The following is a 24,080-nucleotide window of genomic DNA, read 5'->3' on the forward strand; positions in this document are numbered from 1 at the left end:
CGTCAGTGGGCCAGCGGCGCGTCGGCCAGCTCGCCCTTGTCCAGGTGCACCGTGTGCGTGGCGTACTCGGCGGCCTTCGGGTCATGGGTGACCATGATGATGGTCTTGCCGTGTTCGCGGTTGAGCTGCTGCAGCAGGCCCAGGATCTCCTCGGCGGACTGGCGGTCGAGATCGCCGGTGGGTTCGTCGCAGATCAGGAAGGTCGGGTCGGAGACGATCGCACGGGCGATCGCCACGCGCTGCTGCTGGCCGCCGGACAGCTCGTTGGGACGATGGTTGCGGCGGTCGGCCAGGCCGACCAGGGTCAGCGCGATCTCGGCGTTGCGGCGGCGCTGCGCGGCATTGAGATGGGTCAGCAGCAGCGGCAGTTCCACGTTCTTCTGCGCGGTCAGCATCGGCATCAGGTTGTAGAACTGGAACACGAAGCCAACGTGGTGGCTGCGCCAGGTCGACAGCTGGCCACCGCTCATCTGATCGATGCGCTCGCCTTCGATGCTGATCTCGCCGCCGCTGGGATTGTCCAGGCCACCGATCAGATTGAGCAGGGTGGTCTTGCCTGAACCGGACGGCCCCATCAACGCGACGAAGTCGCCGCGGGCGATGTCCAGGTCGATGCCGTGCAGCACCTGCACCTTCTCGGGGCCGCGCTGGTAGGTCTTGGTGATGTTGCGCAGTGAAACCAGGGTCGACATGGGTGGTTCTCCACGTAGGCGGGAAACGGTGACGCACCCCGGCTGCCGGCCGGGCATGCGTGGAACGGTGTCGTTGTCGAACGGTGCCGCTGGCGGCGCCCCGGAAGGCGCCGTGCCGCTACTGCGTTTGCTTCTGCTGGACCCGGGTGCCATCGCGCAGGGTGTCCGGCGGGTTGACCACCACCAGCTCGCCGGCATTCACACCCTTGAGCAGCTGGCGATCCTTGCCCATGGCCTGGCCAGCCTGGACCGTGCGCTGCTGCACGCGGTTCTCGTCGCCGAGCACGAAGGCCACCGATGCACCCTCGCGCTCGACCACCGCGCCTGCCGGCACACGCACGCCCTGCGGCTTGGCTTCAGCCTGCGGCGCTGCCTGTTCCAGGAAGCTGACCCGCACGCCCATCTCCGGCACGATGCGCGGGTCCTTCAGCTTCAGGGCCACACGCACCTTCACCGTCGCCTTGCCCCGGTCGGCGGTGGGGATGATGGCGATCACCTCGGCCGGAATCTTCCATTCCGGATAGGCATTGAGGATGGCTTCCACCGGCATCTTCGGTTGCACGCGGCCAATGAAGGCTTCGCCGACCTCGACCTCGATCTCCAGCGAATCCATGTCGACGATGGTGCCGATGCCTGTGCGGGTGAAGCCACCACCGGCCGACAGCGGCGAGACGATCTCGCCCGGCTGTGCCGCCTTGGCCGTGACCACGCCGGAGAACGGCGCACGCACGATGTTGTTGTCCACCCCAAGGTCGGCGATCGCCAGCTGGTCGTTGGCAACCTTCACGTTGCGCTGTGCGGTTTCCAGCTGCGCGCGCAGGCTGTCGCGCTGGGCCACGGCCTGGTCGTACTGCGAGCGCGAGACCAGCTGCTGCCCGACCAGCGCCTGCAGCCGGCTGGCCTCTGCCGCCGCCTGCCTCTGCTGTGCCTCCAGTCCGGCCACCTGGCTGCGTGCGGCCTGCAGCTGCGAGGCATACAGACTGCGCTGCGCGTCGGCATCGATCGGGTCGAGGGTGGCCATGATCTGTCCCGCCTCCACGCGCATGCCTTCCTCGATCATCACCTCGCGCACCTTGCCGGTGATCTTGGCCGACACCGTAGCCATGCGCCGGGCGACGACATAACCACTGGCATCGAGGACCGAGCTGCTGGCGCTGCCCTGCTGGATGGCGACCGCCGGTGCGGTTTCCACCTGCACGGCCGGAGTGCGGCCGAACAACGCGAAGGCGCCTGCGGCCAGGAGCAGCACCACCGCGATCACGGCGATCCACAGCCAGCGGCGACCGCTGCCACCACCACCAGAGGCAGGCGGCGGTGACTTGCGTTCGATACGGAGTTCCTTCAACAGCTCGGCAGAAGCGTTCATTCGTTCCATCACAGGCGTTCGGGCGGGTGTGACCGGAAGGGCGGACAGCGGCGGTTCCGGCAGTGGAGCGTGCGGCACAGCATGACGGCAGGCACGGGGATGACGGCAGTGACAGCTGTCATCCGATGACCTTGACGGTGGCAACTGCGAAACGTGACCAAGGGGGCGCAGGATGGCAACGTCCCCGCTACCGGTACCGCCCATGGCTCCGATCGCCCCGTCGCTGGCTGGCCTGCAGCAGGTGCAGGTGCGTCGTAACGGCGCCGGCAAGAGTACCGCGATCAGCGGGCTGTTGCGCCTGCGCAGGCCTGGCGGAGGGCAGCGCACGCGGCCGGCAGGGCCGTGCTGGCGCGCCCGCGCCTGCGCAGGATCGGCTGAACTGGCATGATCGGCAGCGATCGTTCCCGCCTGGACCCTCCCGTGTCATCGAGCTGGCTGGCCTCCCTGCTGCGCCCTGCGCCGGACTCGGCGGTTGCCGACACGCTGCGGCGTGGCAAGTCGCCCTGGAGCGAGGCGATCCATCTGCTGTGGTCGGTGTGGATCTTCCTGACCCCGCTGCTCGGCCATGGGTTCACCCTGCGCTGGCTGCTGCTGACCTTGGCCAGCTACCCGCTGTTCCTGCTGCTGTACGCCAAGGTGCTGGTATCGCCCCGCCACCACGCAAGCCGTTATGCGCTGGGTCTGATTGCAATGGCCCTGGTCCTGCTGCCCTGGTATCCGTCCGGGCTGACCTACTTCGTGTTCGGCTGCGTACTGATGCGGGTCAGCGGGCGCGGTGGCTGGTGGCGGTACCTGCTGCAGTTGACCGGCCTGAACATCGTGTTCTGCGTGGTCGCGCTCGCGTTCGAGTATCCCTGGCAGAGCCTGGTGTGGATTCCGGCGGTGTCGTACATCGTTGGCCTGGTCGTCAATGTCGAGGCGCTCAACCAGGAGAAGGAGGCGGCCCTGCAGCTGTCGCAGGAGGAAGTACGTCGCCTGGCGGCGACCGCTGAGCGTGAGCGGATCGGTCGCGACCTGCACGACCTGCTGGGCCACACCCTGTCGCTGATCACGCTGAAACTGGAGCTGGCACGCAAACTGCACGATCGCGGCGACGCGCGCGCGCGGCAGGAGATTGGCGAGGCCGAGGCCATCGCCCGCGAAGCGCTGGCGCAGGTGCGCAGTGCGGTCACCGGCATCCGGGCCAGCGACCTGGCCGGGGAGCTGGCCTCGGCGCGGCTGCTGCTGGAGTGCCAGCAGGTGCATCTGCAGTACGCGCCGCCGCCGCCGATGCCGGTGGAGGTGGAGCGTGGCCTGGCGCTGGTCCTGCGGGAGGCCGCGACGAATATTGCCCGCCATGCACAGGCGACACAGGCGCGGGTGGACTTCATGAAGGAAGGAAAAGTACTGGTGATGCAGATCCGCGATGATGGCCGGGGTGGCATGCAGGCCGAGGGCAATGGGCTGAGCGGGATGCGTGAGCGCACTGCGGCGCTGGGCGGGTATCTCACCGTGCAGTCTCCGCGCGGCGGGGGCACGGTGCTGAGCGTGCGCGTGCCGCTGTCGGCGGCCACTGTCCCGTTGCCGCCCGTTGCACCCGCGCCGGTGGCGCAGGATGGCGCGGCATGATCCGCATCCTGCTGGCGGAAGACCAGGCCATGGTGCGCGGCGCACTGTCCGCATTGCTCGGCCTGGAGGCGGACATCGAGGTGCTGGGCAGCGCCGCCGATGGCGAGGCCGCCTGGCGCATGCTGCAGCAGCTGAAGCCGGACATCCTGGTGACCGATATCGAGATGCCCGGACTGTCAGGGCTGGAACTGGCCCAGCGCATCGCACGCCACGAACTGCCCATCAAGGTGGTGATCGTGACCACCTTCGCGCGCGCCGGTTTCCTGCGCCGCGCGCTGGACGCAGGCGTGCTCGGCTATCTGCTCAAGGACGCGCCAGCGGAGAACCTGGCCGATGCACTGCGCAAGGTGAAGCAGGGCGTGCGTGCGATCGACCCACAGCTGGCACTCGATGCCTGGTCACAGGCGGACCCGCTGACCGACCGCGAGCGGCGCGTGCTGCGCCTGGCGGGCGAAGGACGGACTGCCAGCGAGATCGCCGAGCAGCTGGGGTTGTCGCACGGCACGGTGCGCAACTACCTGTCCGAGTGCATCGGCAAGCTGGGCGTGGCCAACCGGATCGAGGCGTACCGGCTGGCACGGCAGAAGGGCTGGCTGTAGCGGAGTGGCTCGACCCTTTTGAGCCGAGCCATGCCCGGCGGCTCCCGAGGGGTTCCCTGGCCCACGAGCGATCGACAGGCCGCAGTCGCGTCAGTCCTTCCCGCGCGCCATCGCCTGGAACACGCCATCGCGGCGGACCCACAGGTGGAAGAGGGCGGCACCGACATGCATCAGCACCGTGGCGAACAGCACGTAGGCCAGCAGGCTGTGCGCGCTGCGCAGCGCCGCATACAGTGCCGGTGTGTGCGGCACGATCGGTGGCAGGTGCAGTCCGCCCCCCAGCACGATGGGGTAGCCTCCCGCGGACAGCATTGCCCAGCCCACCAGCGGCATTGCCAGCATCAGCGCGTACAGCATCCAGTGCGATGCCTTTGCCGCCATCACCTGCCACACCGGAAGATCGGCCGGCAGCGGCGGCGGCCGATGGCGCAGGCGGTTGTACAGGCGCAGCAGCACCAGCACGCCGATCGCGATGCCCAGCGGGCGGTGCAGGTCGAGCAGCATCGGCCGCAGGTGCAGCGAGGCGACCATGGTCACGCCGATGAACAGCATGGCGATGATCATCACCGCCATCGACCAGTGCAGTACCCGCGCCAACAGGTTGAAGTGGCCATTGCCGGTACTCATCGTGCAGCCTCCTTCGGTTGCGCTGCCGCTCCGGCCGCGCGCTCGCGCTCGCGCCGGTTGAACGACTGCGAATAGACCGCCGACCGCGCGGCCAGGATCGGATCGTCACTGCCGCGGATGCCGCTGGGCAGGATCAGCGGGTCGAAGTTCAGCTCGCCGCAGGCGCCCTGTTCCTGCGACTGCATGCGTTCCAGGCTCAGCACGCCTGCCACCACCGTTTCCCGCGCGTCCGGCCAGGGCACCGACGGATCATCGATGGCGTCCCCCGGTTCGGCGATGCTGACCACCAGGTCCCATTGCACCGGGCCGGCCGCCAGCCGGCGCTGCAGGTCCTGGCTGAGGAAATCGACATCGGCGCGCTTGCGGGCGTCGGCATCAAGCTCGGCGACCGGCGTGCGGGGCTGCCATTGCCAGCGCACGGCGCGTCGCTGGCCCTGCGCATTGGTGAACCAGAAGCTGTTGACGCTGTTGAAGCGGGTATTGGCCCAGCTGTCGGTCCACGGCGCGCTGCGTGCCCATTGCTGGAACGCCTGCGCGCTGGGGTACTTCGCCAGCACCGCCGCCATCTTCTGCGGGTCGGGCTTGCCGGTTGCCGGATCCGGGATCTGCGCCTGCGTCTGTTCGAAGAAGGCCTCCGCCGTCGGCACCGCGAAGAACGGGAAACTGTTCATCGCCATCCGCCATTCCTGGCCATCGTCGCTGACCAGCTGCAGGGCGATGCTGCGCACCCGGGCGCTGCCATCGGCCCCATGGGGATCGCCACCACCGATCGACAGGCGGCCCAGCACCGGTACCCGGGCCTGCGAGAACACGCGCGCGCTGGACAGCGTCGGCGCCTGTGCACTGGGTGCGAACCAGCCACTCACGCACACCCCCTTGCTGTGCGCACGGCGGAACCCGGGATGGGCCGGGCCGGTGGCCTCGATGGTGTCGGTGAAGCGTTGCGCGGTGAGGCGGTGGCCGACCCAGCCGGCCAGCCAGGCAAAGCCCAGCGTGACTCCGCCAAGAATCAGGGCGATCAGCGCGATCCAGGGTAGCGGCGAATGCCTGCGCGGTGTGCGCGGCCCCTGGCCGGCGCGGGTGTAGCGGAAGAGCGACATGGTCGGAGTCCTGCCTTCACGGAATGTGTGGGTGGTCGACCGACACATCCTCGCAGAACCCGACCGTGGCCGGAATTCAATTTTTCGTCACAACCCGGTGGAGCGGACCCCTGTCCGGCTCCACCCGCGCATCGGCTGCGCTCAGGCGTAGCGTGCCTTCAGCATCGCCCAGGCCGAGCGCAGGGCCAGTGCTTCGCCGCCGGCCGGGCGGCCCGGCCGTTCGCCATCGTTCCAGGCGTACACATCCAGGTGCGCCCAGCGCTGGCCATCCTCAAGGAAGCGCTCCAGGTACAGCGCGGCGGTAACCGAGCCCGCCATGCGCGAACCGGCATTGGCCAGGTCGGCGATGCCGCTGCTCAGGTAACGCAGGTAGGGACGCCACAGCGGCATGCGCCAGACCGGGTCGCGCGTTTCATCTCCGGCCTGCAGCCACTGCTGGGCGACGGTGTCATCGTTGCTGAAAAGTGCCGGCAGGTCCGGGCCCAGCGCGATGCGCGCAGCGCCGGTCAGGGTCGCGAAGTCCAGCACCAGGTCCGGCTTCTGCTCAGCGGCGAAGGTCAACGCGTCGCACAGGATCACACGGCCTTCGGCGTCGGTGTTGTCGATCTCCACGCTCAGGCCCTTGCGGGTGGCGATGACTTCGCCCGGACGGAACGCATCCGGGCCGATCACGTTCTCCACCGCCGGCACCAGCAGGGTCAGGCGCACCGGCAGCTGCCGGGCCATCACCAGTCCTGCCAGGGCCAGCGCGTGCGCGGCGCCGCCCATGTCCTTCTTCATGTTGCGCATGCCATCGGCCGGCTTGATGTCCAGCCCACCGGTATCGAAGCACACGCCCTTGCCGACCAGCACCAGCGCCGGATCCGTCGGCTTGCCCCAGCGCAGCACGACCAGGCGCGGCGCGCGATGCGATGCGCGGCCGACGGCATGGATGGCCGGGAAATTCTGCGCCAGCAGCGCATCACCGGTGATCGCTTCGACCTCGGCGCCGTGCGCCGCTGCCAGCGTGCGTGCGGCCTCTTCCAGCTGCTGCGGACCCATGTCTTCGGTGGGCGTGTTGACCCAGTCGCGCACGCGCAGGCTGGCGGCGATCAGATCCGCCACTTCCCCGGTCGGTGCGGCAACCAGCTGCGCCGGGTGCCGGTTGCGCTTGCGGTAGCGGTCGAAGCGATAGCTGCCCAGGCCCCAGCCCAGCTGCAGCAGTGCCTGCTCGCTGGCCGGCAGCTCACTGGCGAGCTGCCACACGCTGCCTTCGGGCAGGGCGTGCGGCGCGTGCGCATAGCTGTAGGCATCGCCGCGATCGCCCACGCCCATCACCGCACCGGCCAGACCCTCGCTGCCGGGCAGCAGGGCGATGCTGTGCGAGCCGGCAGTGAAGCCCTGCGAGGCCAGCCAGGCCTGCGTGGCGGCGGGCTGTCCGGCGTTCCAGCGGGCGAACTGCTCGCGATCCAGCACGTACAGCGGCAGTGCGGCAGAAGTGTCGGCGGTGAAGCCCGTGATCTCGCTCATGCGTCAATTGCTCCGGGGTGCGGTGGCGCCGAGGTTGGCGTCCAACCAGTCGGCCAGGCCGGTGAGGGTGTCGAACTGCAGGTCGGGCTGCAGCTGCGGATGGGTCCAGGTGGCGGCGTCGCGGTTGATCCAGCAGCCGCGCAGGCCGGCGGCGATGGCGCCGGCCACGTCCATCTCGATGTGGTCACCGACATGCAGCACCTGCGCCGGGGCCACGCCCAGCCGGGCACACGCGGCATGGAAAATGCTCGCCTCCGGCTTCGCCGCGCCATGTTCGCGCGCACCCAGCTGGAAGGCGAAATGATGGGCCAGCCCGATCCGCTGCAGGTCCGCATTGCCATTGCTCAGCGCGGCCACGGGTACCCGCGCGGCGATACGCGCCAGGGCATCGAGGGCATCGGGATAGCACTCCACCTGGTTGCGCGCGGCATAGAACGCTTCGTAGGCCGGCTCCAGCAGGTCCAGGCTGGCGCCGCTGTTCTGCAGCGCCTCACGCAGCGTCAGCCGGCGCAGCGCGCTCAGGTCATGATGCAGATGCGGGTTGTCGCGGAACGAGCGCTCGCGCAGTTCGCGCATCGCCGCCAGCGGATACATCGCGGCGGTGGCCGGGCTGTGTTCACGCATCCAGTCGTGCAGCACCTGGTCGATGCGGGCGCCGATCGGTGCGAACGGCCACAGCGTGTCGTCGAGGTCGAGGGTGATGGCAAGGACGGGGAAATTCACCCGGTCATTCTACGCCTGCCCGCGCGCGCTTTCATTCCAGCAGGCGCGCCCAGCCCTGCATGCCGTCCAGCCGGGCCAGCACCAGCTTGATGCAGACCAGCAGCGGCACCGCCAGCAGCAGCCCGATCATGCCCCAGGCCCAGCCGAACACCATCAGTGCCAGGATCAGGACCAGCGGCGAGAGCTTCATGCGCCGGCCCAGCACGATCGGGGTCACCAGCTGGCCCTCCAGGGTATGCAGGCCCAGATACGCCGCGGCGGGCAGCAGTGCCTGCAGCGGGTCGCGGAATTCGACGAAGCCCATCAGCAGCATCAGCGCTACTCCGATCAACGGGCCCACATAGGGCGCGAAGTTCAGCAGTGCCGCCACCGTCCCCCACAGCAGCGCTTCCTGCAGGCCGATCCCCAGCAGCATCAGCACACCGGCGAAGACCAGGCCGACCAGCGTGTTGATCACGCTGATGGTCAGCACATAGCGCGACACCTCGCGCTCGATCGAGCGCAGGATGTCGCTGGTGAAGCGCTGTTGCTGGCGGTTCGGGAACAATGCGATCGCCGCACGCTGCAGGCTTTGCCCATAGATCATGAAGAACAGCGTCAGCAGGACCACGGCCAGTACCGAGGCGGCCAGCCGGGGGGCGCGGGTCAGCATGCGATAGGGATCGTCCAGCTGGGTGCGGATCACCTGCACCTTGCGATTGCTGTCGCCGCCGGCAACGCGGGCGAAATTCTCGGCCGCCAGATTGGCCTGCTGCACCGGCTTGGTCAGATCCTGTACCTGCCGGGCGACCTTGCGCAGCTGTTGTGGCGCTTCCTGCGCCCATTCCATCGCCGGGCCGATCAGCTGCACGGCCAGCGAGCTGGTCACGCCCAGGCCGGCACCGAGAACCAGCAGCGCTCCCAGCGCCCGCGGAATCCACAGCTTCTGCAGCAGGCGCAGGATCGGGTTGCCGACCAGCGCGAAGAACATCGCCAGCAGTACCGGCAGGATGATGTCCTGTGCGGCCCACAGCGTGTAGGCCACCGCCAGCGTTGCCAGCACCACCAGCGACATCGGCCCGCGCGGGCGGGTGGGCGGCGGAAGGGCGGCAGCAGACGGTGCGGGTTCGGCCGGTGACGGGGACAGGAGGGACTCGCTCATCGACGTACCGACCGGGAAGGGGAGCCTATTATCCGTCCGCCGCGGTCAACGCGGCGGATGCTGTTCGTCAACGTTCGGACAGTTCGGTGGCCGCTTCGGCAGGCCGCGGTTCGCGCGCCTCAGGCTCGGCAGGTGGCGCGGAAGCGGGTGCCGCGGCAGCGGGAGCGACCGGGTCGGCGGCGGCTTCGGCAGTGTCGGCCGCATCGTCTGCGGTGTCGGCGGCGTAGGCTGCCACGGCGGCAGCCAGCGCTGCCTGGCCGCTGGCCACCAGGCTGGAGACCGAGCCGATCATCTGCAGCCAGCGCGCACCGTTCACTTTGCCCGGCACTTCCAGCTTGCCGGCCACGAAGCCACCGGCCAGGCCGACCACCACGATGCGCAGGGGAGACCAGCCCCGGCGCCAGACCTCGCTGAGCACGGTCCAGTTGTCCTGGGTTTCACCCATGCGCACGGCCACCACCTGTTCGCAACGCTTCACCCGCCGCTGCAATGCGCCGAACTTCATGGCTTGCCCTCCGGAATCTGTACGCCGGCATCGGGATCGTCTTCGCTGGGCTCGTCGAACAGGCCAAGGCGCGACAGCTGGCGCCGGGTAGCATGCATGCCGGTGTGGTGGAAGAAGTAGGACACCCGCCAGATCGCATAGCCGGTTACTGCGAGGCTGATCAGCGAGGTGATCAGAAGCGCCTGCAGCCAACTCAGGCCCCAGCTCTGCAGCAGGGCGATGAGCGTGGCGGCCATCAACAGCCAGGCCGAGGCCCCGAACACGATCGCCACGCCCGCCCAGGCCAGGGCCCGGCCGAACGCACTGCGGGCGAGCGCGAAATCCGACGAGGCCAGGCGACGCAGCGAGCGCAGCGTGTGCTTGGCCGAATCGGCGGCGGCGCGACCGGCCGCGCCGACCTGGCGGATGCTCTCGTCCAGCGGCGGGGTGGCCGCCGGATCGGGGCGTTGCGTGTTGTCTTCGCTCACGCCGTGGACTTACTTGTCGCTGCTGCCGCGAGCCAGCTTGGCGATGATCCAGCCAGTGGCGAAGGCAACACCGAACGATGCCAAGGGACGTTCACGGATCAGTTCAGCGGCGCTGTCGATCAGATCCTTGCCCTTGTCCATCAGTGCATCGACCTGTTCCTTGGCGGCAGCGCCGCCGAATTCAGCCGCAGCAAGGCCGGACAGCGCCGTGTCGGACAGCTCGGCCTTGACGTTGGCCTTGCCGATGCGCAGTTCGTCGGTTGCAGCGCCGGTCGCGCCCTTGATCGCACCGCCGGCAGCACTGGCGGCCTGCTTGAGGTGGGAACCGGCTTCACCCAGGTGTTCCTTCAGGTTCTCGGTATTGGTGGGGCTCATCGAATCACTCCTGTTGCGATGGGGAACGGACGATCGGCTTCAGCCGACAGGGACGTACAGCAATAGCACTGGCCGGGTATAGGGGGTGTTACGGCGGAGCGATCAGCGCATCACCAACTGGCCCTGCTGCTGGCCGTTGTTGCGCAGGATGCGCAGCACCAGGGTCGGTGGCCGCTGCTGGAAATTGGCGCGCCAGCTGGCCAGGTCGGCGAATTCACCCACCGTGGCATCGGTGATGATGTCGCCCTGCTGGAGCCCGTTGCTGGCTGCGCGGCTGCCGCGCTTGACCTCGCTGACCAGCACCCCGCGTACGCCGGACTGGCGCAGCGATTCGGGCAGGTCGACGAAGGTCGCGCCGCCCAGGCGCGGGTCCAGGCTGTCGCCGCTGGCGGCGCGCGCCTGCTCCTTCAGCGTCGCCCGGATCTGCAGCGGCTTGCCTTCGCGGCGCACGTCCAGCGCCAGAACGCTGCCTACCGCTGCCAGGCCCTCCACGTTGTGCAGGGCTTCGGCGCTGTCCACGCGCTGACCGTTGGCGGCAACCACGACGTCGCCCGGCTTCAGCCCGGCCGCCGCACCGGCCGAACCGGCCAGTACCCGGGTGATCAGCGCGCCGCGGGTTTCGCCCAGGCCCAGGCCCTGGGCGATCTGCGCGCTCAGGTTCTGGCTTTCCACGCCCAGGGTGCCGCGCACCACCACGCCATGCTTGACCAGCTGGTCGACCACGCTGCGCGCCAGGTTGGTGGGAATGGCCAGGCCCAGGCCGATGTTGCCGGCCATGCTGCCCTGCGGGTTGAAGCTGGCGGTGTTGATGCCGACCAGCTGACCCTGCAGATCGACCAGCGCACCTCCGGAGTTGCCCGGGTTGATCGAGGCGTCGGTCTGGATGAAGTTCTGGTAGCCCAGCCCACGGATGCCACTGCGGCCGACCGCCGAGACGATGCCCGAGGTCACCGTCTGGCTGAAGCCGAACGGATTGCCGATCGCCACCACGAAGTCGCCGACCCGTAGCTGGTCGCTGTTGCCGAGCTTGATCTCGGTGAGGTTCTGCGCCGGGATGCGGATCAGGGCGATGTCGGTGTCGCGGTCCGAGCCGAGGAATTCCGCCTTGACCGTGCGCCCGTCAGCGAGTGTCACCTGCACGTCATCGGCGTTCTCGATGACGTGGTGGTTGGTCAGCACCAGGCCTTCCTTCGCGTCGATGATGACGCCCGAACCCAGCGATTCGTTGATCCGTTCCTGCGGGATGTCCGGGAACAGGCGGCGGAAGAACGGGTCGTTGAAGAAGGGGTTGCGTACCCGTACCACCTGCTTGGTGTTGACGCTGACCACGGCGGGCATGGTCTTTTCCAGCATCGGTGCCAGCGAAGGCACCGGCTGGCCGGCGACCGAAGCCGGCAATGCGGCGGTGGCCGGAAGGGCAGCCGGCAAGGGCGCGGCGTCGGCGCGGTTGTCCAGGTGGGCGTTGATGCCGGTGGCGACGAATCCACCGAAGGCGGCGGCGATTGCGAGCGTGAGAAGGGTAGGTAGCGGTCGCATGGGAGTCGGTTCGCAGGCGTGGGATGGGGGCCGTTGGCCCATACGGTAAAACAAGCTGAATGAATCTGCCGCGGCGTGGATAAATGCGCGATGAAAGAGACCCTCGTCGATGCGGCGCCCGACGACGGCTGACCCGCCTGCGGTGCGGTCGGCCATCGGCGCTACACCGATAGGGTGTGTCCGCTGGCGTGGCCAGGACACCCTCTGATACTTGCGCAGTTCTGCCGATCCAAGGTGCGCGATGGCACGTCGCGCGTGCAGGTTCCGGCAAGGGGCGTGCAGGCAGCCCGTCGCCGCGACGTGCACCTCAATCCGATGGCGCAGCGCTGAAAAAAAGGGGTTTGCTGCGGATCGACGGTAGCAGCACCAGCCTCCCCCTACACTACTATCGTCGCAGCAGACGCGATTGCAGGCGTACCACCCGTTCCACGATCGTCATTGTCGGTATAGCATCGCCCCGTTTTGACAATCCACGCCCCCAGGAGGGCAACATGAGCAACGGTAATGGTGTGTCGGTCGTGACCGACGCCGTCGAGAACGCGAAAGAAACCGCCACCAACGTCGGCGAGACCATCGCCCACGCCGCTGAAGACGCAGTGAAGTCGGTCAAGAAGACCGTCAAGCGCGCCCGCAAGGCCGCCACCACCCGCGTCGCCAAGGCCAAGAAGGCCGTGGCCAAGGTCGAGAAGACCGTTGCCAAGAAGGCCGAGAAGGCCGCCAAGTCGGTCGGCAAGACGGTCGCCAAGGCCAAGCAGAAGCTGGAAGCCGCCAAGAAGAATGCCAAGGCCGAAGCCGCTGCCCTGAAGAAGGAAGTGGCCAAGAAGAAGGCCGCTGCCGGCAAGACTGTCGCCAAGAAGGCTGCTGTTGCCAAGAAGACCACCAAGGCCGCCACCAAGGCTGCCGGCAAGAAGGTCGCCACGGTGAAGAAGGCTGCGACCAAGAAGGCAGCCGCCACCAAGAAGACGGTTGCCAAGAAGGCCGCCGCCGCGAAGAAGGTTGTCGGCAAGAAGGTGGCCACCGCCAAGAAGGCCGTGGCCAAGAAGACGGTCGCCGCCAAGAAGGTGGCTGGCAAGAAGACCGTGGCCGCGAAGAAGGTTGTCGGCAAGAAGGTTGCCGCTACCCGCAAGGTCGCCACCAAGAAGACGGCTGCCGCCAAGAAGGTTGTCGGCAAGAAGGCCGCTGCCACCCGCAAGACGGTTGCCAAGAAGGCAGCGACCACCAAGAAGGCTGTCGCCCGCAAGGCTGCACCGCTGAAGAAGGCCGCTGCCAAGAAGGCCCCGGCGAAGAAGGCCGTGCGCAAGGCTGCCAAGCGCAAGTAATCGCGCGAGCGGCGAAGGCCCCTCCGCCCTGCCGGGTGGTGGGGCCTTCTGCGTTCATGGGGGGGACAACGGCCCGGCATGAAGCCTGCGGGGTCGTCCTGGGGCAAGATGAAGTCCCTCCGCTGGAGTTCCCATCATGCGTGGCATCGATTTCAGTTCCTGGCAGGGTGTGCTTTCCACGTTGGCCGGCCTGGTCCTGATCACGCTGCTGGGTGTGGGTATCCGCCTGCTGGTGATGCAGACCCTGCAGCAGCGCCGCGAGCGCGAGAACCGGCAGATCAACGAACGGCTGCGCACGCTGATGGCCGCCTACAAAACCCTGGGCGGTTCGTTCACCGGTGAGCTGGGGGTCGACCCCAGTCATCTGCGCGACCTGCGCCAGCGCGCCCATGAGCAGGGCATCGTCGAACCCGGTTCGGATCGCGCGCGGCGCATCCGCGACGCCGTCGAAGCGGCCTTGTCGGACATCCTGCTGCTGGGTACCGATGAGCAGGTGCGGCTGGCCGCGCGCGCCGCCGATGAGCTGGCGCAGGGACGACCGGTGCACACGCATGAGCTGGTGGTGTCGCTGCGCGATTTTGTCCGCGAAGCCCTGGATCTGGCGCCGATCCCGGCCGATCTGCAGATTCCACGGCAGGGCCCGACCCGGCCCGCGGGCGGCAGCGGGGGCGGCAAAGGCCGCCCTGAAGGCGAAGGCAAGGGCGGCCGTGTGGGCGGCGGCGGAATGGGCATGGGCGCCGGCATGGGCGGGCTCGGCCTGGGGGCCGGCGCCGCGCTGGGCGCCGGCACTGCCGGAGAAGACGACGCAGGTACGCGCTGAGCGCCGCGAAGGCGTCAGCGGGTCAGTTCGTAGATGGGTGTGAAACCGCCATAGATCATCCGCGCACCGTCGAACGGCATCGGGTTCTTCGCGGGGTCCAGGCGCGGGTCTTCCATCATCTTCTGCATGCCCGCATCACGGGTGGCCTTGTCAGGCCACTCGATCCAGGAAAACACCACCGTCTCTTCCGGTGTCGCTTTCACTGCGCCGAAGAAGTCCGTCGTCTTGCCATGCGGCACGTCATCGCCCCAGCACTCGACCACGCGCAGCGCCCCGTACTCGATGAAGACCACGTCGCCGCTTCGCGCATGGGCGAGGAACTTTTCCTTGTTGGCGGTGGGAACCGCCAGAACGAAACCATCGATGTAACTCATTGCCTGCCTCCGTGATGGACCGCACTGCATGTGCGGCCTTCTTCTGTTCGACGAACCAGGGCGCCGCAGATCGACACGGCCGCGATCGAAGCATTCAGGACGTACCCGCGCGCCGCGCGTATGCCAGAGACCGCCTGAATCAAGCCAGAAAATTCAGCAATGCGAAGCCTGCTGTTTTCAGGGTGCGTTGTGGCGAATAACGGAGAATTTACATTCCCGATGCGACGGCGCTTCCGCGCTGCTGCTCACCATAAGAAAGTAAAGGTGTACCCCCATGAAGAATTCGCTGATTGCCCTGGCGCTGGCTGCTGCCCTGCCGTTCTCCGCCTCGGCTGCCGAGAACCTGTCCTACAACTATGCTGAAGCCAACTACGCCAAGACCGATATCGACGCGTTCAAGGCCGACGGCTGGGGCGTGAAGGGTTCCTACGGCTTCCTGCCGAACTTCCACGCCTTCGGTGACTACAGCCGCCAGGAAATCGACCACACCAACCTCAAGCTGGACCAGTGGAAGGTCGGTGTCGGCTACAACCAGGAAATCGCACCGTCGACCGACTTCGTGGCCCGCGTGGCATACCAGAAGCGCGACCTGGAGCATGGCCTGGATTTCAACGGCTACAGCGCTGAAGCCGGTATCCGCACCGCGTTCGGTGCCCACGCCGAGGTCTACGGCATGGTCGGTTACGAAGACTTCTCGAAGAAGCGCGGCATCAATCCGGAAGGCGAGTGGTACGGCCGCCTGGGTGGTCAGGTGAAGCTGAACCAGAACTGGGGCCTGAACGGCGAGCTGAAGATGAACCGCGACGGTGACAAGGAATACACCGTCGGCCCGCGCTTCAGCTGGTAATCGCTGCAGGCGCCCTGCGCCCTGCGTGCATCGACAGGCCCGGCATCTGCCGGGCCTGTTGCGTTCCACGCAACCGAAATGAAATCTGACTGCGGCTGCGCAGTCGATGCTGCATTGCAACGAATTGGATTCCGCCGTTGCAGGGCGCGACCTACGGTGGGCATCCCCTTCCGTCGGATCCGCCTGATGCCGCCCGCCCCCGCCACCCCGCATACCGGGAAGCTGCGCCGCCTGGCGCTGCTGGATCCGCATCCGGTGCTGCGGCTGGGCCTGGAAGTGTTGTTATGTGAGCACAGCGGTCTGCAGGTCCGTGGCAGCTTCGCCAATGAAGCCGACCTGCTGTCGCTGCTGCATCAGCAGCCCGGTTGTGTCGATCTGCTGGTGATCGATGCCCTTCCGCTGGGTGACCAAGGGGTTGGCCTGCAACTGCTGCGCACGCTGTCGCAGCAGTGGCCGTCGTTGCCGGTGCTGGTGCTTTCAGCCCATTGCAACGCCAGCACGGTGGTGACGGCCATGCAGGCCGGCGCGCGCGGCTTCCTGTCCAAGGCGACCGCACCGCGCGTGCTGCTGCGGGCTGTGGAGGTGGTGGCCCGGGGTGGGCGGTTCGTGCCGCCGGAACTGCGCCCGCAGTTGAGCCGCTCGCGGGCGCGCCGCATGCCCTCATTGATGCCGCTCAGCCGCCGCGAGCGCGAGGTGCTGCGCCTGGTGCTGGAAGGCTGCAGCACCGGCGAAGTCGCGCAGCGCTTCGGCCGTTCCGCAAGCACGGTCAGCTCGCAGAAAAAAGCGGCCTACCAGAAGCTCGGCATCCGCAGCGACGGCGAGCTGTTCCGCATCCGCCACCTGCTCGAATGCGGCTGAAACCCGGGCTTATTCCCCTTGGTACTGCTTCTCTTCGACCAGTGCCGACCCCGCAACGCGGTTGATCTCGTTCTTGACCTGCACGCGCTCGCCATTGGTACCGTACACGCCGCGCGCCAGCTGGACGAAGGCATCATCGAACACCTGTGCCGCTTCCTTGTCGCGCAGCTGGTCCTGGATGTCCCACATGCGCTCGTTGATGGCCTTCAGCTGCTGCTTCAGCGCGGCAAGTGCCGGCTGTGCTTGCAGCTGCTGCTGCAGCAACGGCAGCAGGCCGTCCAGCTCGGTGCGCACATTGGCCAGCTTGGTGGCATCGCCGATGCGTTCGGCCTTGATCTCGAGAATGGTGATCTTGTCGATCAGCTCGCCGATCGATACCGGCGTCAGGATGGCGTCCATGGGGGGGTTCCTGGAAACAGGCGGCCATCATACCGCGCCACTGCCAAGCGGTTTTACGCTGATTTTGCGCCCCGGCCACGGTAGCGCCATCGAACCGTTACGGCCCTGCCATCGACACTGCCGTCCCGGCGGTTGAGCCGCCATTGGATGAGGAATGATGTGCAGTGGACAGCAAGGGAATGATCGCGGCGGTGGCCGCGGCGTTGGCGGGGCTGCTGGGCGTCGGCACCGCACAGGCACAGGTGAGCGGCAACGCCACGTTGACCAGTGACTACGTCTGGCGCGGCAGTTCGCAGAGTGACGGCGACCCGGCGGTGCAGGCCGGAGCGAAGTTCGCGCTCGCGTCCGGGTGGTATGCCAGCGCGTGGGGCTCGAACGTATCGTTCAAGCCGGACAACGGCGCACGCAGCGAGTTCGATCTGGTAGCGGGCTGGTCCGGCACACCGGCCGCGGACTGGACGCTGGACGCCAACCTGACCCGCTACGTGTATCCGGGGACAGCCCGCGCGCTGGACTGGACAGAGTTCGCTGCCACGGTGGGCTGGAAGCAGCGGACCTGGCTGCAGGTCGCGCATTCCAGCGATGCCCTGGCCGGTGGCCATCGAGGTACCTACGCACAGTTGGGCGTGCGCCTGCCGCTGCACGAGCGCTTCCGGCTTGAAGCGGCCGTGGGCCACTACTGGCTGGCGGCCGCGCAGGGGCCGGATTACCTGCACGGGCAGCTCAGCGCCATCGCCACGTTGGCTCCGGCGTGGGAAGTGCGGGCCACCGTGCATGACACCGATACCGCGGCCAGACGGCTGTTCCCGGGCAACGCGGGCGGGCGCTGGGAACTGGCGCTGCAGGGCAGCTTCTAGCGGGCCGGCGCCGCTACGACGGTATCGGCCCCATGGGCCGGTACCGCGCGGCTCAACCGCGCAGGCGCTGGCTCAGGCCCTTGAGGAAGTTGCGCAGCATCTGATCCAGGCAACGTCGGTAGTTGGCATGCCCGGGTTGGCGCAACAGCGCCCCGATCTCGGACTTGGATACCTTGAAGCCGGCGCTGGCGAAGATGTCCATCAGATCGACGTCGCGCAGCTGGAACGCCACGCGCAGCTTCTTCAGCACCAGGTTGTTGTCGACGCGGGTTTCCACGGCGCGCTGCGGCTGGCTCTCGTCGCGGCCGCGCAGGTGCACGATCAGGCCATCCAGGAAGTGCGCCAGCGCACTGTCGTCCATCGGCACGAAGCCGGCTTCATCCTCGCGCCGCAGCCACGCCCTGGCCTGCTCCAGATCCACCGCGAAGGTCGGGTCGGCCAACTGGCACAGGGCCACCACGTGATGGTCGCCCAGGTCCAGGGAGTAGCGCACGCTGCGCAGTACATCATTGTTGATCATGGCCCATTGTAGCGGTCCGGCCGTTGTCACCGGATTGTCACCGGATTGAAGCATCGTGAGCGCTGTTCCGTAGAGACCTCCTCCGATGCGCCGGTACCTCGTTCTCCTCCTGCTGGCGGCCAGCAGTGTTGCCGCCCATGCCCAGGACCGCTTTGTTCCGGTCGAACAGCGGCTCACTGCGGCCCAGCTGGCCGAAGTGGGGCTGAGCCCGGCCCAGCTGCAGGCGTTGAACCGCGTGCTGCGCCAGGCAGAGGCCGCGTCGCCTGCCATTTCCGCGGTCACGGCCGCCCCCGCCGGCGCGCCGCTGCCTGCGAATGTTCCGGCGCCGGCCGCCATGCACCTGGGGCTGGAAGAAGGCCCGGTCAGCGCACGCGTGGTGGGGGAGGTGGCCGGTTGGGCCCCCGGCACGGTGTTCACCCTCGACAACGGACAGCAATGGCAGGTGATGAAGGGACAGATGAAGCTGCGCAGGGCCCTCCAGGCGCCGCAGATCGAAGTGATCCCGGGCATCGCCGGCCGCTGGTTCCTGCAGGTCGACGAGGATCTGCCGAAGGCCCGCGTGTTCCGCCTGCGCTGAGTGTGCCCGGCGCGAAGACCGATCAGGCAAGGCAGGGTCCTGCCGACGGTGCCAGAATGGGGGTCTCGTTCCTCCACGGAGTTGCCTGATGTCCCGCACCGTCCTGATTACCGGCGCCACGTCCGGATTTGGCGCCGCCGCCGTCCATCGCTTCGCCCAGGCAGGCTGGAAGGTGATCGCCACCGGCCGTCGCAGCGATCGCCTGCAACCGCTGGTCGAGCGCTATGGCAAGGACGTGGTGCACGCAGCGGCGTTTGATGTCCGCGATCCGATCGCAATGGAAGCGGCGCTGCTGGCGCTGCCCCCCGCATTCGGTGAGATCGACCTGCTGGTCAACAACGCCGGTCTCGCGCAGGGCACCGCTCCGGCGCAGAGCGCCAGCCTGCAGGACTGGACGACGATGATCGATACCAACATCACCGCCCTGGTGACGTTGACCCACCGCCTGCTGCCGCAGCTGGTCGAACGCAGGGGTGCGATCATCAACATCTCGTCGGTTGCCGGTGTGTACCCGTACCCGGGCGGCAACGCGTATGGCGGTACCAAGGCGTTCGTCAGCCAGTTCTCGCTGGGCCTGCGTTCGGACCTGCACGGTACGGGCGTGCGTGTGACCACCATCGAGCCGGGCATGGCCGAGACCGAGTTCACGGTGGTGCGTACCCACGGTGACCAGGCCGCGTCGGACAAGCTGTATTCCGGCGCCAACCCGATGACCGCCGAGGACATCGCCGAGCAGATCTTCTGGGTTGCCAGCCTGCCGCCGCATCTGAACATCAACCGCCTGGAACTGATGCCGGTCAGCCAGTCGTTCGCCGGCTTCCAGGTCGCGCGCGAGGGCTGACCTGCGTGCCTTCAGGGCCGCCCGGCGTGGGTCGGCCCTGCGGGGCCCAAAAAAGAAAGCCGGGCAATGCCCGGCTTCTTCCGTTCAGACCCGAACGATCACTGTGCCTTGATCGCCATCGCCTGCAGGCCGGTGCCATCCAGCTTCTGCTTGGCTTCGGACAGCTCACCGGCGCTGCCGTAGGGCCCCATGCGCACGCGGTACACGGTCTTGCCATTGATCTGCGCCGACTCCACCCGTGCCGCCAGGCCCATCATCGCCAGCTTGGCCTTGGTGGCCTCGGCGTCGCCGGAGGCGCCGAACGCACCTGCCTGCAGGATGTAGCGCGCGTTGTCGCCGGCCACGGCCGGTGCCGCAGCGGCGGTCGGCGCCGCGTCCACGCGGGCGGCCTGCGCGGTCGATGCCGTGCTGGTCGCCGCCGGGCTGGTCGTGGCCGGCGCAGCCGTTGCCGGGCGTTCGCTCAGCGGGGCAGGCAGCGGACGGCTGGTCGCGGTCACCGGTGCCGTGCTGGCGACACTGGCCGTCGCGGTCGGTGCCGGCGTTGCGGGGACCGGTTTGCCTTCCAGCGCCGCCTGCGCGCGCTGCGCTTCGGCCTTGGCCCGGCGCTGTTCCTCGGCGCGGGTGCTGGCAGCCAGTTCGGCATCGGACATCTCCACTTCCTTGCCTGGCAGCAGGGTGTAGAAGTCGTACTGGGTCGCCGCCGGCTTCTCGGCTTCGGCCGGTTTCGGCGTGGCCGGTTGTGCGGCCGGCTGCGTGCCGACATCGCTGTCGGCATCGGCGACCGGCGCCGGCTGCGCGTTCGGGTTCGGCTGCGGACCGGCGCGCAGGAAGCCATCGCCCTCGCCCTTGAACAGATTCGGCGCCGCCAGGAACACCACGGCGGCGATGGCCACACCGGCGACCAGCCACACCCATCCCGGGGTGCCCTGGCTGCTGCTGTTGCGTCGTGCCTGGTTTTTGCCGCGTCGTGCTGCCATGTGTACTGCGTCTCCTGATGCTTACATTTTTTCCGGGGCGCTCACGCCCAGGAGGTCGAGGCCATTGGCCAGCACCTGACGCGCCGCGCAGGCCAGCGTCAGCTTGGCGTTGCGATCGTCGGCGTCGTCCACCAGCACCGGTGTCCCGTGATACCACGTGTGGAAGGCATGCGCCAATTCACGCAGGTACTGCGCCACCAGATGCGGCTCCAGCGCCACGCCGGCGGCTTCGACCACTTCCGGATAGCGCGAGATCTCGTTCATCAGCAGCAGCGAGGCGTCATCGGCCAGGCGCACGAGCTGACCCAGGCCACTGCCCTGGTCATAGGCCAGGCCCTTCTCCTGCGCCTGGCGGAGCAGGCTGCACACGCGGGCATGCGCGTACTGCACGTAGAACACCGGGTTGTCGTTGCTCTGCTGGCGGGCCAGATCGATGTCGAAGGTCAGCTGCGAATCGGGCTTGCGCGCGATCAGGAACCAGCGGGTCGCATCGCGTCCAGCTTCTTCGATCAGGTCGCGCAGGGTGAAGTAGCTGCCGGCACGCTTGGACAGCTTCACTTCCTCGCCGCCGCGCATGACGGTGACCATCTGATGCAGCACATACTCGGGCCAGCCCTGCGGGATGCCCACTTCCAGCGCCTGCAGGCCTGCACGCACGCGCGCCAGCGACCCGTGGTGGTCGGCGCCCAGCTCGGTGATCGCGCGCTCGTAGCCGCGCTGCCATTTGGACAGGTGGTAGGCCACGTCCGGCACGAAGTAGGTGAAGGTGCCGTCGGACTTGCGCATCACGCGGTCCTTGTCGTCACCGAAGTCGGTGCTGCGCAGCCACAGTGCGCCGCCTTCCTCGTAGGTGTGGCCGGACGCCTGCAGCTTGGCCACGGTTTCCGCGACCTTGCCATCGGCGTACAGCGAGCTTTCCAGGAAGTAGATGTCGAAATCGACGCCGAACGCGGCCAGGTCCAGGTTCTGCTCGTTGCGCAGGTAGGCCACCGCGAAGCGGCGGATCGCCTGCATGTCGTGCGGATCCTTGGCGCCGACCACGAGGGTGCCTTCCAGGTCGACGCTGGCGCCGGCCATGTAGGCTCGCGCGACATCGGCGATGTACTCGCCGCGGTAGCCGCCTTCCGGCCAGCCCTCCTGGTCGGGGGCGATGCCCTGGACGCGGGCCTGCACCGACAGCGCCAGGTTCTCGATCTGCACGCCGGCGTCGTTGTAATAGAACTCACGCTTGGCGTTCCAGCCGTTGGCGTCGAGCACGCGGGCCACGCAGTCGCCGATCGCCGCAGCGCGGCCATGGCCGACGTGCAGCGGACCGGTCGGGTTGGCCGACACATACTCCACGCCCACCGTGCGGCCGTTGCCGGACAGGTTGCGCCCGTAGTCGTGGCCTTCCTTGATGACCGAGGCGGCTTCGCGCTGGTACGCGGCCGGAGCCAGGTGGAAGTTGATGAAGCCGGGTCCGGCGATCTCGACCTTGCTGACGTCCTCGCTGCGCGGCAGCGCCTCGACCAGTGCCTGCGCCAGTGCGCGCGGGTTGCTGCGCGCGGCCTTGGCCAGCAGCATCGCGGCGTTGGTGGCGAAGTCGCCATGGTCACGGGTCTTCGGGCGCTCGACCACGAAGTCCGGCGGCAGGGAGTCGGCGGGCAGGGTGCCATTGGCGCGCAAGGCTTCGATGCCTTGGCTGATCAGGGCGCGGAGGAGATTTTTCACGAGGCCTGCTGTGAGAATGAGCGGCGGAATCGCCCATTTTAGCGCAGATGCCGGCGGCCACGCTGACCGTTGCCTGCCTGTGCGGTCCCCCCGGGGCGGCCGGGGGGCCGGGGCTCAGCCGAACAGGCGGGCCTGGCGCTGGCCCAGCAGGCCACGTTCAGCAAACGAAACAGGGCGGCCTTCGCCCACTACGAAATGGTCGAGCAGGCGGATGTCGACCAGGGCCAATGCCTGCTGCAGCTCCTCGGTGATGCGCGCGTCGGCCGGCGATGGCTCCGGGTCGCCGGACGGGTGGTTGTGGCTGATGATCACGGCGGCGGCATTGAGCTGCAGGGCGCGCCGCACGACCTCCCGTGGATAGACCGCCGCTGCGGTGAGGGTTCCGGCAAACAGTTCCTCGCACGCGATCAGCCGGTGGCGGTTGTCCAGGAACAGCACCAGGAACAGTTCGCGGGCCTGCCCGCGCAGACGGTGCTGCAGGTAGCGCCCCACCGCCCCGGGATTGTCGCCAACTGCTTCGCCGTGCTGCAGTTCGGCGGCCAGGTACCGGTGGGCCAGTTCCAGGCCGGCGGCCAGGGTGCAGCTGCGGGCCGGCCCCAGCCCGGGCAGCCGTGCCAGCTCGCCGGCAGGCCGGTCCAGCAGTACCCGTAGCGGACCGTGCGCGTGCAGCAGGTCGCGTGCGGTCTGCACGGCATCGCGGCCGCCGACCCCGGAGCCGAGGAACAGCGCCAGCAACTCCGCGTCGGACAGCATGGTGGGACCCCGCGCCAGCAGCTTCTCGCGGGGACGTTCCTGTTCAGGCCAGTCATGGATGGGCATGCCTGCATCATCGCCAGCGGCGCCCGGCGCTCCCATCGGCGCTTGCCGCCGATGACCGTCAGCCGATGCCTCAATCGCGCACGGTCTTCAGGTAGTCGAACAGTTCCTGGTTGCTCTGCAATCCCAGCTTGCGCTTGGCCTCGGCCTTCTGCCGGCTGATCGTCTTCGGGCTGCGGCCGCAGCGGGCCGCGATGGCGTTGATGTTCAGGCCCTCGGCGAGCAGCTGCAGGACTTCCTGCTCGCGCGCGGAGAGCGAGACCGGTGTGCGCTGGAACAGCAGGTCGCGCGACTGCAGGTGATGACGCAGCTGCTGTGAGACGAAAACCTGGCCGGACATGGCTGCCGCGAGCGCCATCGGCAGTTCGGCGAAGCCGGCGCATTTGTCGACCAGGCCATCGATGCCTTCGCGCAGCAGCCTGTCCAGCAGTCCCGGGTGGCGCGCTCCGGTCAGCACCACCACCGGCAGGCCCGGATGACGCTCGCGCAGTGCGCCCAGCAGCGCAGGGCCGTCGGGGCCGGCGCCGGGCATGGACAGGTCGGTGAGGACGGCATGGCAGGTTTCACGCTGCAGCAGGTCGAGCAGCTGGGCACCGTCGGCCGCGCTGCCGGCCACCTGCATCTGGTGAGCCTCCAGCACGATACGGATGCCATGCAGTACAACCGGATGGTCGTCGGCGATGATGATGCGCGGTTGCACGCGGGATCCTCGGGGAAGCGGAGCGGCGCACCGGAGGTGGCCAGTACCGATTCTGCAAAGCCGACCCGGGCACGGGTATAGGAAAGTTCCGAATCATCGGCGGGTGAACCCGGGAACTGCGGTAGTGGAAGTTCCATCTGCTGATAGCTGCCAGCTATGTGCGCTGTGCATCGGGACATTACCGACCATCGGGTAAGCTAGCGCCCTCGTTTGCACA

28 protein-coding genes are annotated in these 24,080 nt (G+C 68.0%); 10 read left to right on the forward strand and 18 right to left on the reverse strand.

Features of this window, described 5'->3' with window-relative positions:
- Positions 1-2: 2 nt before the first annotated feature.
- Together IMX13_RS03545 and IMX13_RS03550 are read right to left on the reverse strand one after the other, a co-directional pair.
- Positions 3-692 (reverse strand): ABC transporter ATP-binding protein, encoded by a 690-nt coding sequence (locus IMX13_RS03545; protein ID WP_053516547.1) that lies wholly within the window; start codon positions 690-692, stop codon positions 3-5.
- 118 nt (positions 693-810) lie between these two features.
- Positions 811-2,058, reverse strand: coding sequence for an efflux RND transporter periplasmic adaptor subunit (locus IMX13_RS03550; protein ID WP_065174211.1), 1,248 nt, complete (start codon positions 2,056-2,058; stop codon positions 811-813).
- 202 nt (positions 2,059-2,260) lie between these two features.
- Here IMX13_RS03550 and IMX13_RS03555 point away from each other — a divergent pair, with 202 nt between their 5' ends.
- Genes IMX13_RS03555 through IMX13_RS03565 form a run of 3 tightly spaced genes read left to right on the forward strand, consistent with a single transcriptional unit; the run spans position 2,261 to position 4,265 of the window.
- Complete coding sequence (locus tag IMX13_RS03555; protein WP_065182016.1) at positions 2,261-2,446, forward strand: hypothetical protein; 186 nt, start codon at positions 2,261-2,263, stop codon at positions 2,444-2,446.
- Positions 2,443-3,666: a sensor histidine kinase gene (locus IMX13_RS03560; protein ID WP_193395761.1), complete on the forward strand. Its 1,224-nt coding sequence runs from the start codon at positions 2,443-2,445 to the stop codon at positions 3,664-3,666. Before IMX13_RS03555 ends, IMX13_RS03560 begins: the two co-directional genes overlap by 4 nt.
- Positions 3,663-4,265, forward strand: a complete 603-nt coding sequence (locus IMX13_RS03565; protein ID WP_193395762.1) for a response regulator transcription factor — start codon at positions 3,663-3,665, stop codon at positions 4,263-4,265. Before IMX13_RS03560 ends, IMX13_RS03565 begins: the two co-directional genes overlap by 4 nt.
- A gap of 90 nt (positions 4,266-4,355) precedes the next feature.
- On the opposite strand, the gene IMX13_RS03570 is transcribed toward IMX13_RS03565, so the two are convergent.
- The 9 genes from IMX13_RS03570 to IMX13_RS03610 form a co-directional block, all read right to left on the reverse strand.
- A complete protein-coding gene (locus IMX13_RS03570; protein ID WP_065182014.1) occupies positions 4,356-4,892 on the reverse strand; it encodes a cytochrome b in 537 nt (178 codons plus the stop codon).
- Entirely contained in the window at positions 4,889-5,992 is a 1,104-nt protein-coding gene (locus IMX13_RS03575) for a catalase family peroxidase (RefSeq protein WP_193395763.1), read from the reverse strand. The genes IMX13_RS03570 and IMX13_RS03575 overlap by 4 nt, the downstream gene beginning before the upstream one ends.
- Positions 5,993-6,133: 141 nt before the next feature.
- The gene (locus IMX13_RS03580) at positions 6,134-7,501 is read right to left on the reverse strand and encodes a M17 family metallopeptidase (RefSeq protein ID WP_193395764.1); all 1,368 of its coding nucleotides are present in this window, start codon (positions 7,499-7,501) and stop codon (positions 6,134-6,136) included.
- Between the two features lie 3 nt (positions 7,502-7,504).
- Positions 7,505-8,224 (reverse strand): HAD-IA family hydrolase, encoded by a 720-nt coding sequence (locus tag IMX13_RS03585; RefSeq protein ID WP_065174216.1) that lies wholly within the window; start codon positions 8,222-8,224, stop codon positions 7,505-7,507.
- A 31-nt stretch (positions 8,225-8,255) separates the two neighbouring features.
- The gene (locus IMX13_RS03590) at positions 8,256-9,365 is read right to left on the reverse strand and encodes an AI-2E family transporter (protein ID WP_053516537.1); all 1,110 of its coding nucleotides are present in this window, start codon (positions 9,363-9,365) and stop codon (positions 8,256-8,258) included.
- Between the two features lie 67 nt (positions 9,366-9,432).
- Complete coding sequence (locus IMX13_RS03595) at positions 9,433-9,870, reverse strand: hypothetical protein (RefSeq protein WP_053516536.1); 438 nt, start codon at positions 9,868-9,870, stop codon at positions 9,433-9,435.
- Positions 9,867-10,337 carry a phage holin family protein gene (locus tag IMX13_RS03600; protein ID WP_053516534.1) on the reverse strand — a complete coding sequence of 157 codons (471 nt, stop codon included), beginning with the start codon at positions 10,335-10,337 and terminating at the stop codon, positions 9,867-9,869. The genes IMX13_RS03595 and IMX13_RS03600 overlap by 4 nt, the downstream gene beginning before the upstream one ends.
- A gap of 9 nt (positions 10,338-10,346) precedes the next feature.
- Positions 10,347-10,712 (reverse strand): hypothetical protein, encoded by a 366-nt coding sequence (locus tag IMX13_RS03605; protein WP_053516533.1) that lies wholly within the window; start codon positions 10,710-10,712, stop codon positions 10,347-10,349.
- 102 nt (positions 10,713-10,814) lie between these two features.
- Positions 10,815-12,248 carry a Do family serine endopeptidase gene (locus tag IMX13_RS03610; RefSeq protein ID WP_053516532.1) on the reverse strand — a complete coding sequence of 478 codons (1,434 nt, stop codon included), beginning with the start codon at positions 12,246-12,248 and terminating at the stop codon, positions 10,815-10,817.
- Between the two features lie 491 nt (positions 12,249-12,739).
- Between IMX13_RS03610 and IMX13_RS03615 the strand changes: the two genes are divergently transcribed.
- Together IMX13_RS03615 and IMX13_RS03620 are read left to right on the forward strand one after the other, a co-directional pair.
- Positions 12,740-13,567 carry a hypothetical protein gene (locus tag IMX13_RS03615; protein WP_053516530.1) on the forward strand — a complete coding sequence of 276 codons (828 nt, stop codon included), beginning with the start codon at positions 12,740-12,742 and terminating at the stop codon, positions 13,565-13,567.
- Positions 13,568-13,703: 136 nt separating this feature from the next.
- On the forward strand, positions 13,704-14,387 hold the full coding sequence (locus tag IMX13_RS03620) for a hypothetical protein (RefSeq protein ID WP_193395765.1): 684 nt from the start codon (positions 13,704-13,706) through the stop codon (positions 14,385-14,387).
- A 14-nt stretch (positions 14,388-14,401) separates the two neighbouring features.
- On the opposite strand, the gene IMX13_RS03625 is transcribed toward IMX13_RS03620, so the two are convergent.
- Positions 14,402-14,761 carry a DUF1428 domain-containing protein gene (locus tag IMX13_RS03625; protein WP_053516528.1) on the reverse strand — a complete coding sequence of 120 codons (360 nt, stop codon included), beginning with the start codon at positions 14,759-14,761 and terminating at the stop codon, positions 14,402-14,404.
- Positions 14,762-15,035: 274 nt separating this feature from the next.
- On the opposite strand from IMX13_RS03625, the gene IMX13_RS03630 reads away from it, so the two are divergent.
- Positions 15,036-15,608, forward strand: coding sequence for an Ax21 family protein (locus IMX13_RS03630; protein ID WP_053516527.1), 573 nt, complete (start codon positions 15,036-15,038; stop codon positions 15,606-15,608).
- Positions 15,609-15,794: 186 nt separating this feature from the next.
- Positions 15,795-16,466, forward strand: coding sequence for a response regulator transcription factor (locus IMX13_RS03635; protein WP_053516559.1), 672 nt, complete (start codon positions 15,795-15,797; stop codon positions 16,464-16,466).
- Between the two features lie 9 nt (positions 16,467-16,475).
- Here the strand turns inward: IMX13_RS03635 and IMX13_RS03640 are convergent, their stop codons facing one another.
- On the reverse strand, positions 16,476-16,865 hold the full coding sequence (locus IMX13_RS03640; RefSeq protein ID WP_065174221.1) for a DUF6165 family protein: 390 nt from the start codon (positions 16,863-16,865) through the stop codon (positions 16,476-16,478).
- Positions 16,866-17,029: 164 nt separating this feature from the next.
- Between IMX13_RS03640 and IMX13_RS03645 the strand changes: the two genes are divergently transcribed.
- Positions 17,030-17,722: a TorF family putative porin gene (locus tag IMX13_RS03645; protein WP_319637165.1), complete on the forward strand. Its 693-nt coding sequence runs from the start codon at positions 17,030-17,032 to the stop codon at positions 17,720-17,722.
- 52 nt (positions 17,723-17,774) lie between these two features.
- On the opposite strand, the gene IMX13_RS03650 is transcribed toward IMX13_RS03645, so the two are convergent.
- A complete protein-coding gene (locus IMX13_RS03650) occupies positions 17,775-18,242 on the reverse strand; it encodes a DUF1456 family protein (RefSeq protein WP_193395766.1) in 468 nt (155 codons plus the stop codon).
- Between the two features lie 85 nt (positions 18,243-18,327).
- Here IMX13_RS03650 and IMX13_RS03655 point away from each other — a divergent pair, with 85 nt between their 5' ends.
- Together IMX13_RS03655 and IMX13_RS03660 are read left to right on the forward strand one after the other, a co-directional pair.
- The gene (locus IMX13_RS03655; RefSeq protein ID WP_053516522.1) at positions 18,328-18,819 is read left to right on the forward strand and encodes a hypothetical protein; all 492 of its coding nucleotides are present in this window, start codon (positions 18,328-18,330) and stop codon (positions 18,817-18,819) included.
- An 88-nt stretch (positions 18,820-18,907) separates the two neighbouring features.
- Entirely contained in the window at positions 18,908-19,660 is a 753-nt protein-coding gene (locus tag IMX13_RS03660) for an SDR family NAD(P)-dependent oxidoreductase (RefSeq protein ID WP_065174225.1), read from the forward strand.
- 98 nt (positions 19,661-19,758) lie between these two features.
- Here IMX13_RS03660 and IMX13_RS03665 read toward each other — a convergent pair whose 3' ends face one another.
- The 4 genes from IMX13_RS03665 to IMX13_RS19015 form a co-directional block, all read right to left on the reverse strand.
- A complete protein-coding gene (locus tag IMX13_RS03665) occupies positions 19,759-20,637 on the reverse strand; it encodes an SPOR domain-containing protein (RefSeq protein WP_128987884.1) in 879 nt (292 codons plus the stop codon).
- Between the two features lie 21 nt (positions 20,638-20,658).
- Positions 20,659-22,347 carry an arginine--tRNA ligase gene (gene argS / locus IMX13_RS03670; protein ID WP_053516518.1) on the reverse strand — a complete coding sequence of 563 codons (1,689 nt, stop codon included), beginning with the start codon at positions 22,345-22,347 and terminating at the stop codon, positions 20,659-20,661.
- Positions 22,348-22,461: 114 nt separating this feature from the next.
- Positions 22,462-23,166, reverse strand: coding sequence for a DNA repair protein RadC (gene radC, locus IMX13_RS03675; protein ID WP_065174506.1), 705 nt, complete (start codon positions 23,164-23,166; stop codon positions 22,462-22,464).
- A gap of 70 nt (positions 23,167-23,236) precedes the next feature.
- Positions 23,237-23,863, reverse strand: coding sequence for a response regulator transcription factor (locus IMX13_RS19015; protein WP_065182003.1), 627 nt, complete (start codon positions 23,861-23,863; stop codon positions 23,237-23,239).
- Positions 23,864-24,080 lie beyond the last annotated feature (217 nt).

It is taken from the genome of Stenotrophomonas sp. B2, from assembly GCF_014947095.1.
Classification (GTDB): domain Bacteria; phylum Pseudomonadota; class Gammaproteobacteria; order Xanthomonadales; family Xanthomonadaceae; genus Stenotrophomonas; species Stenotrophomonas maltophilia_P.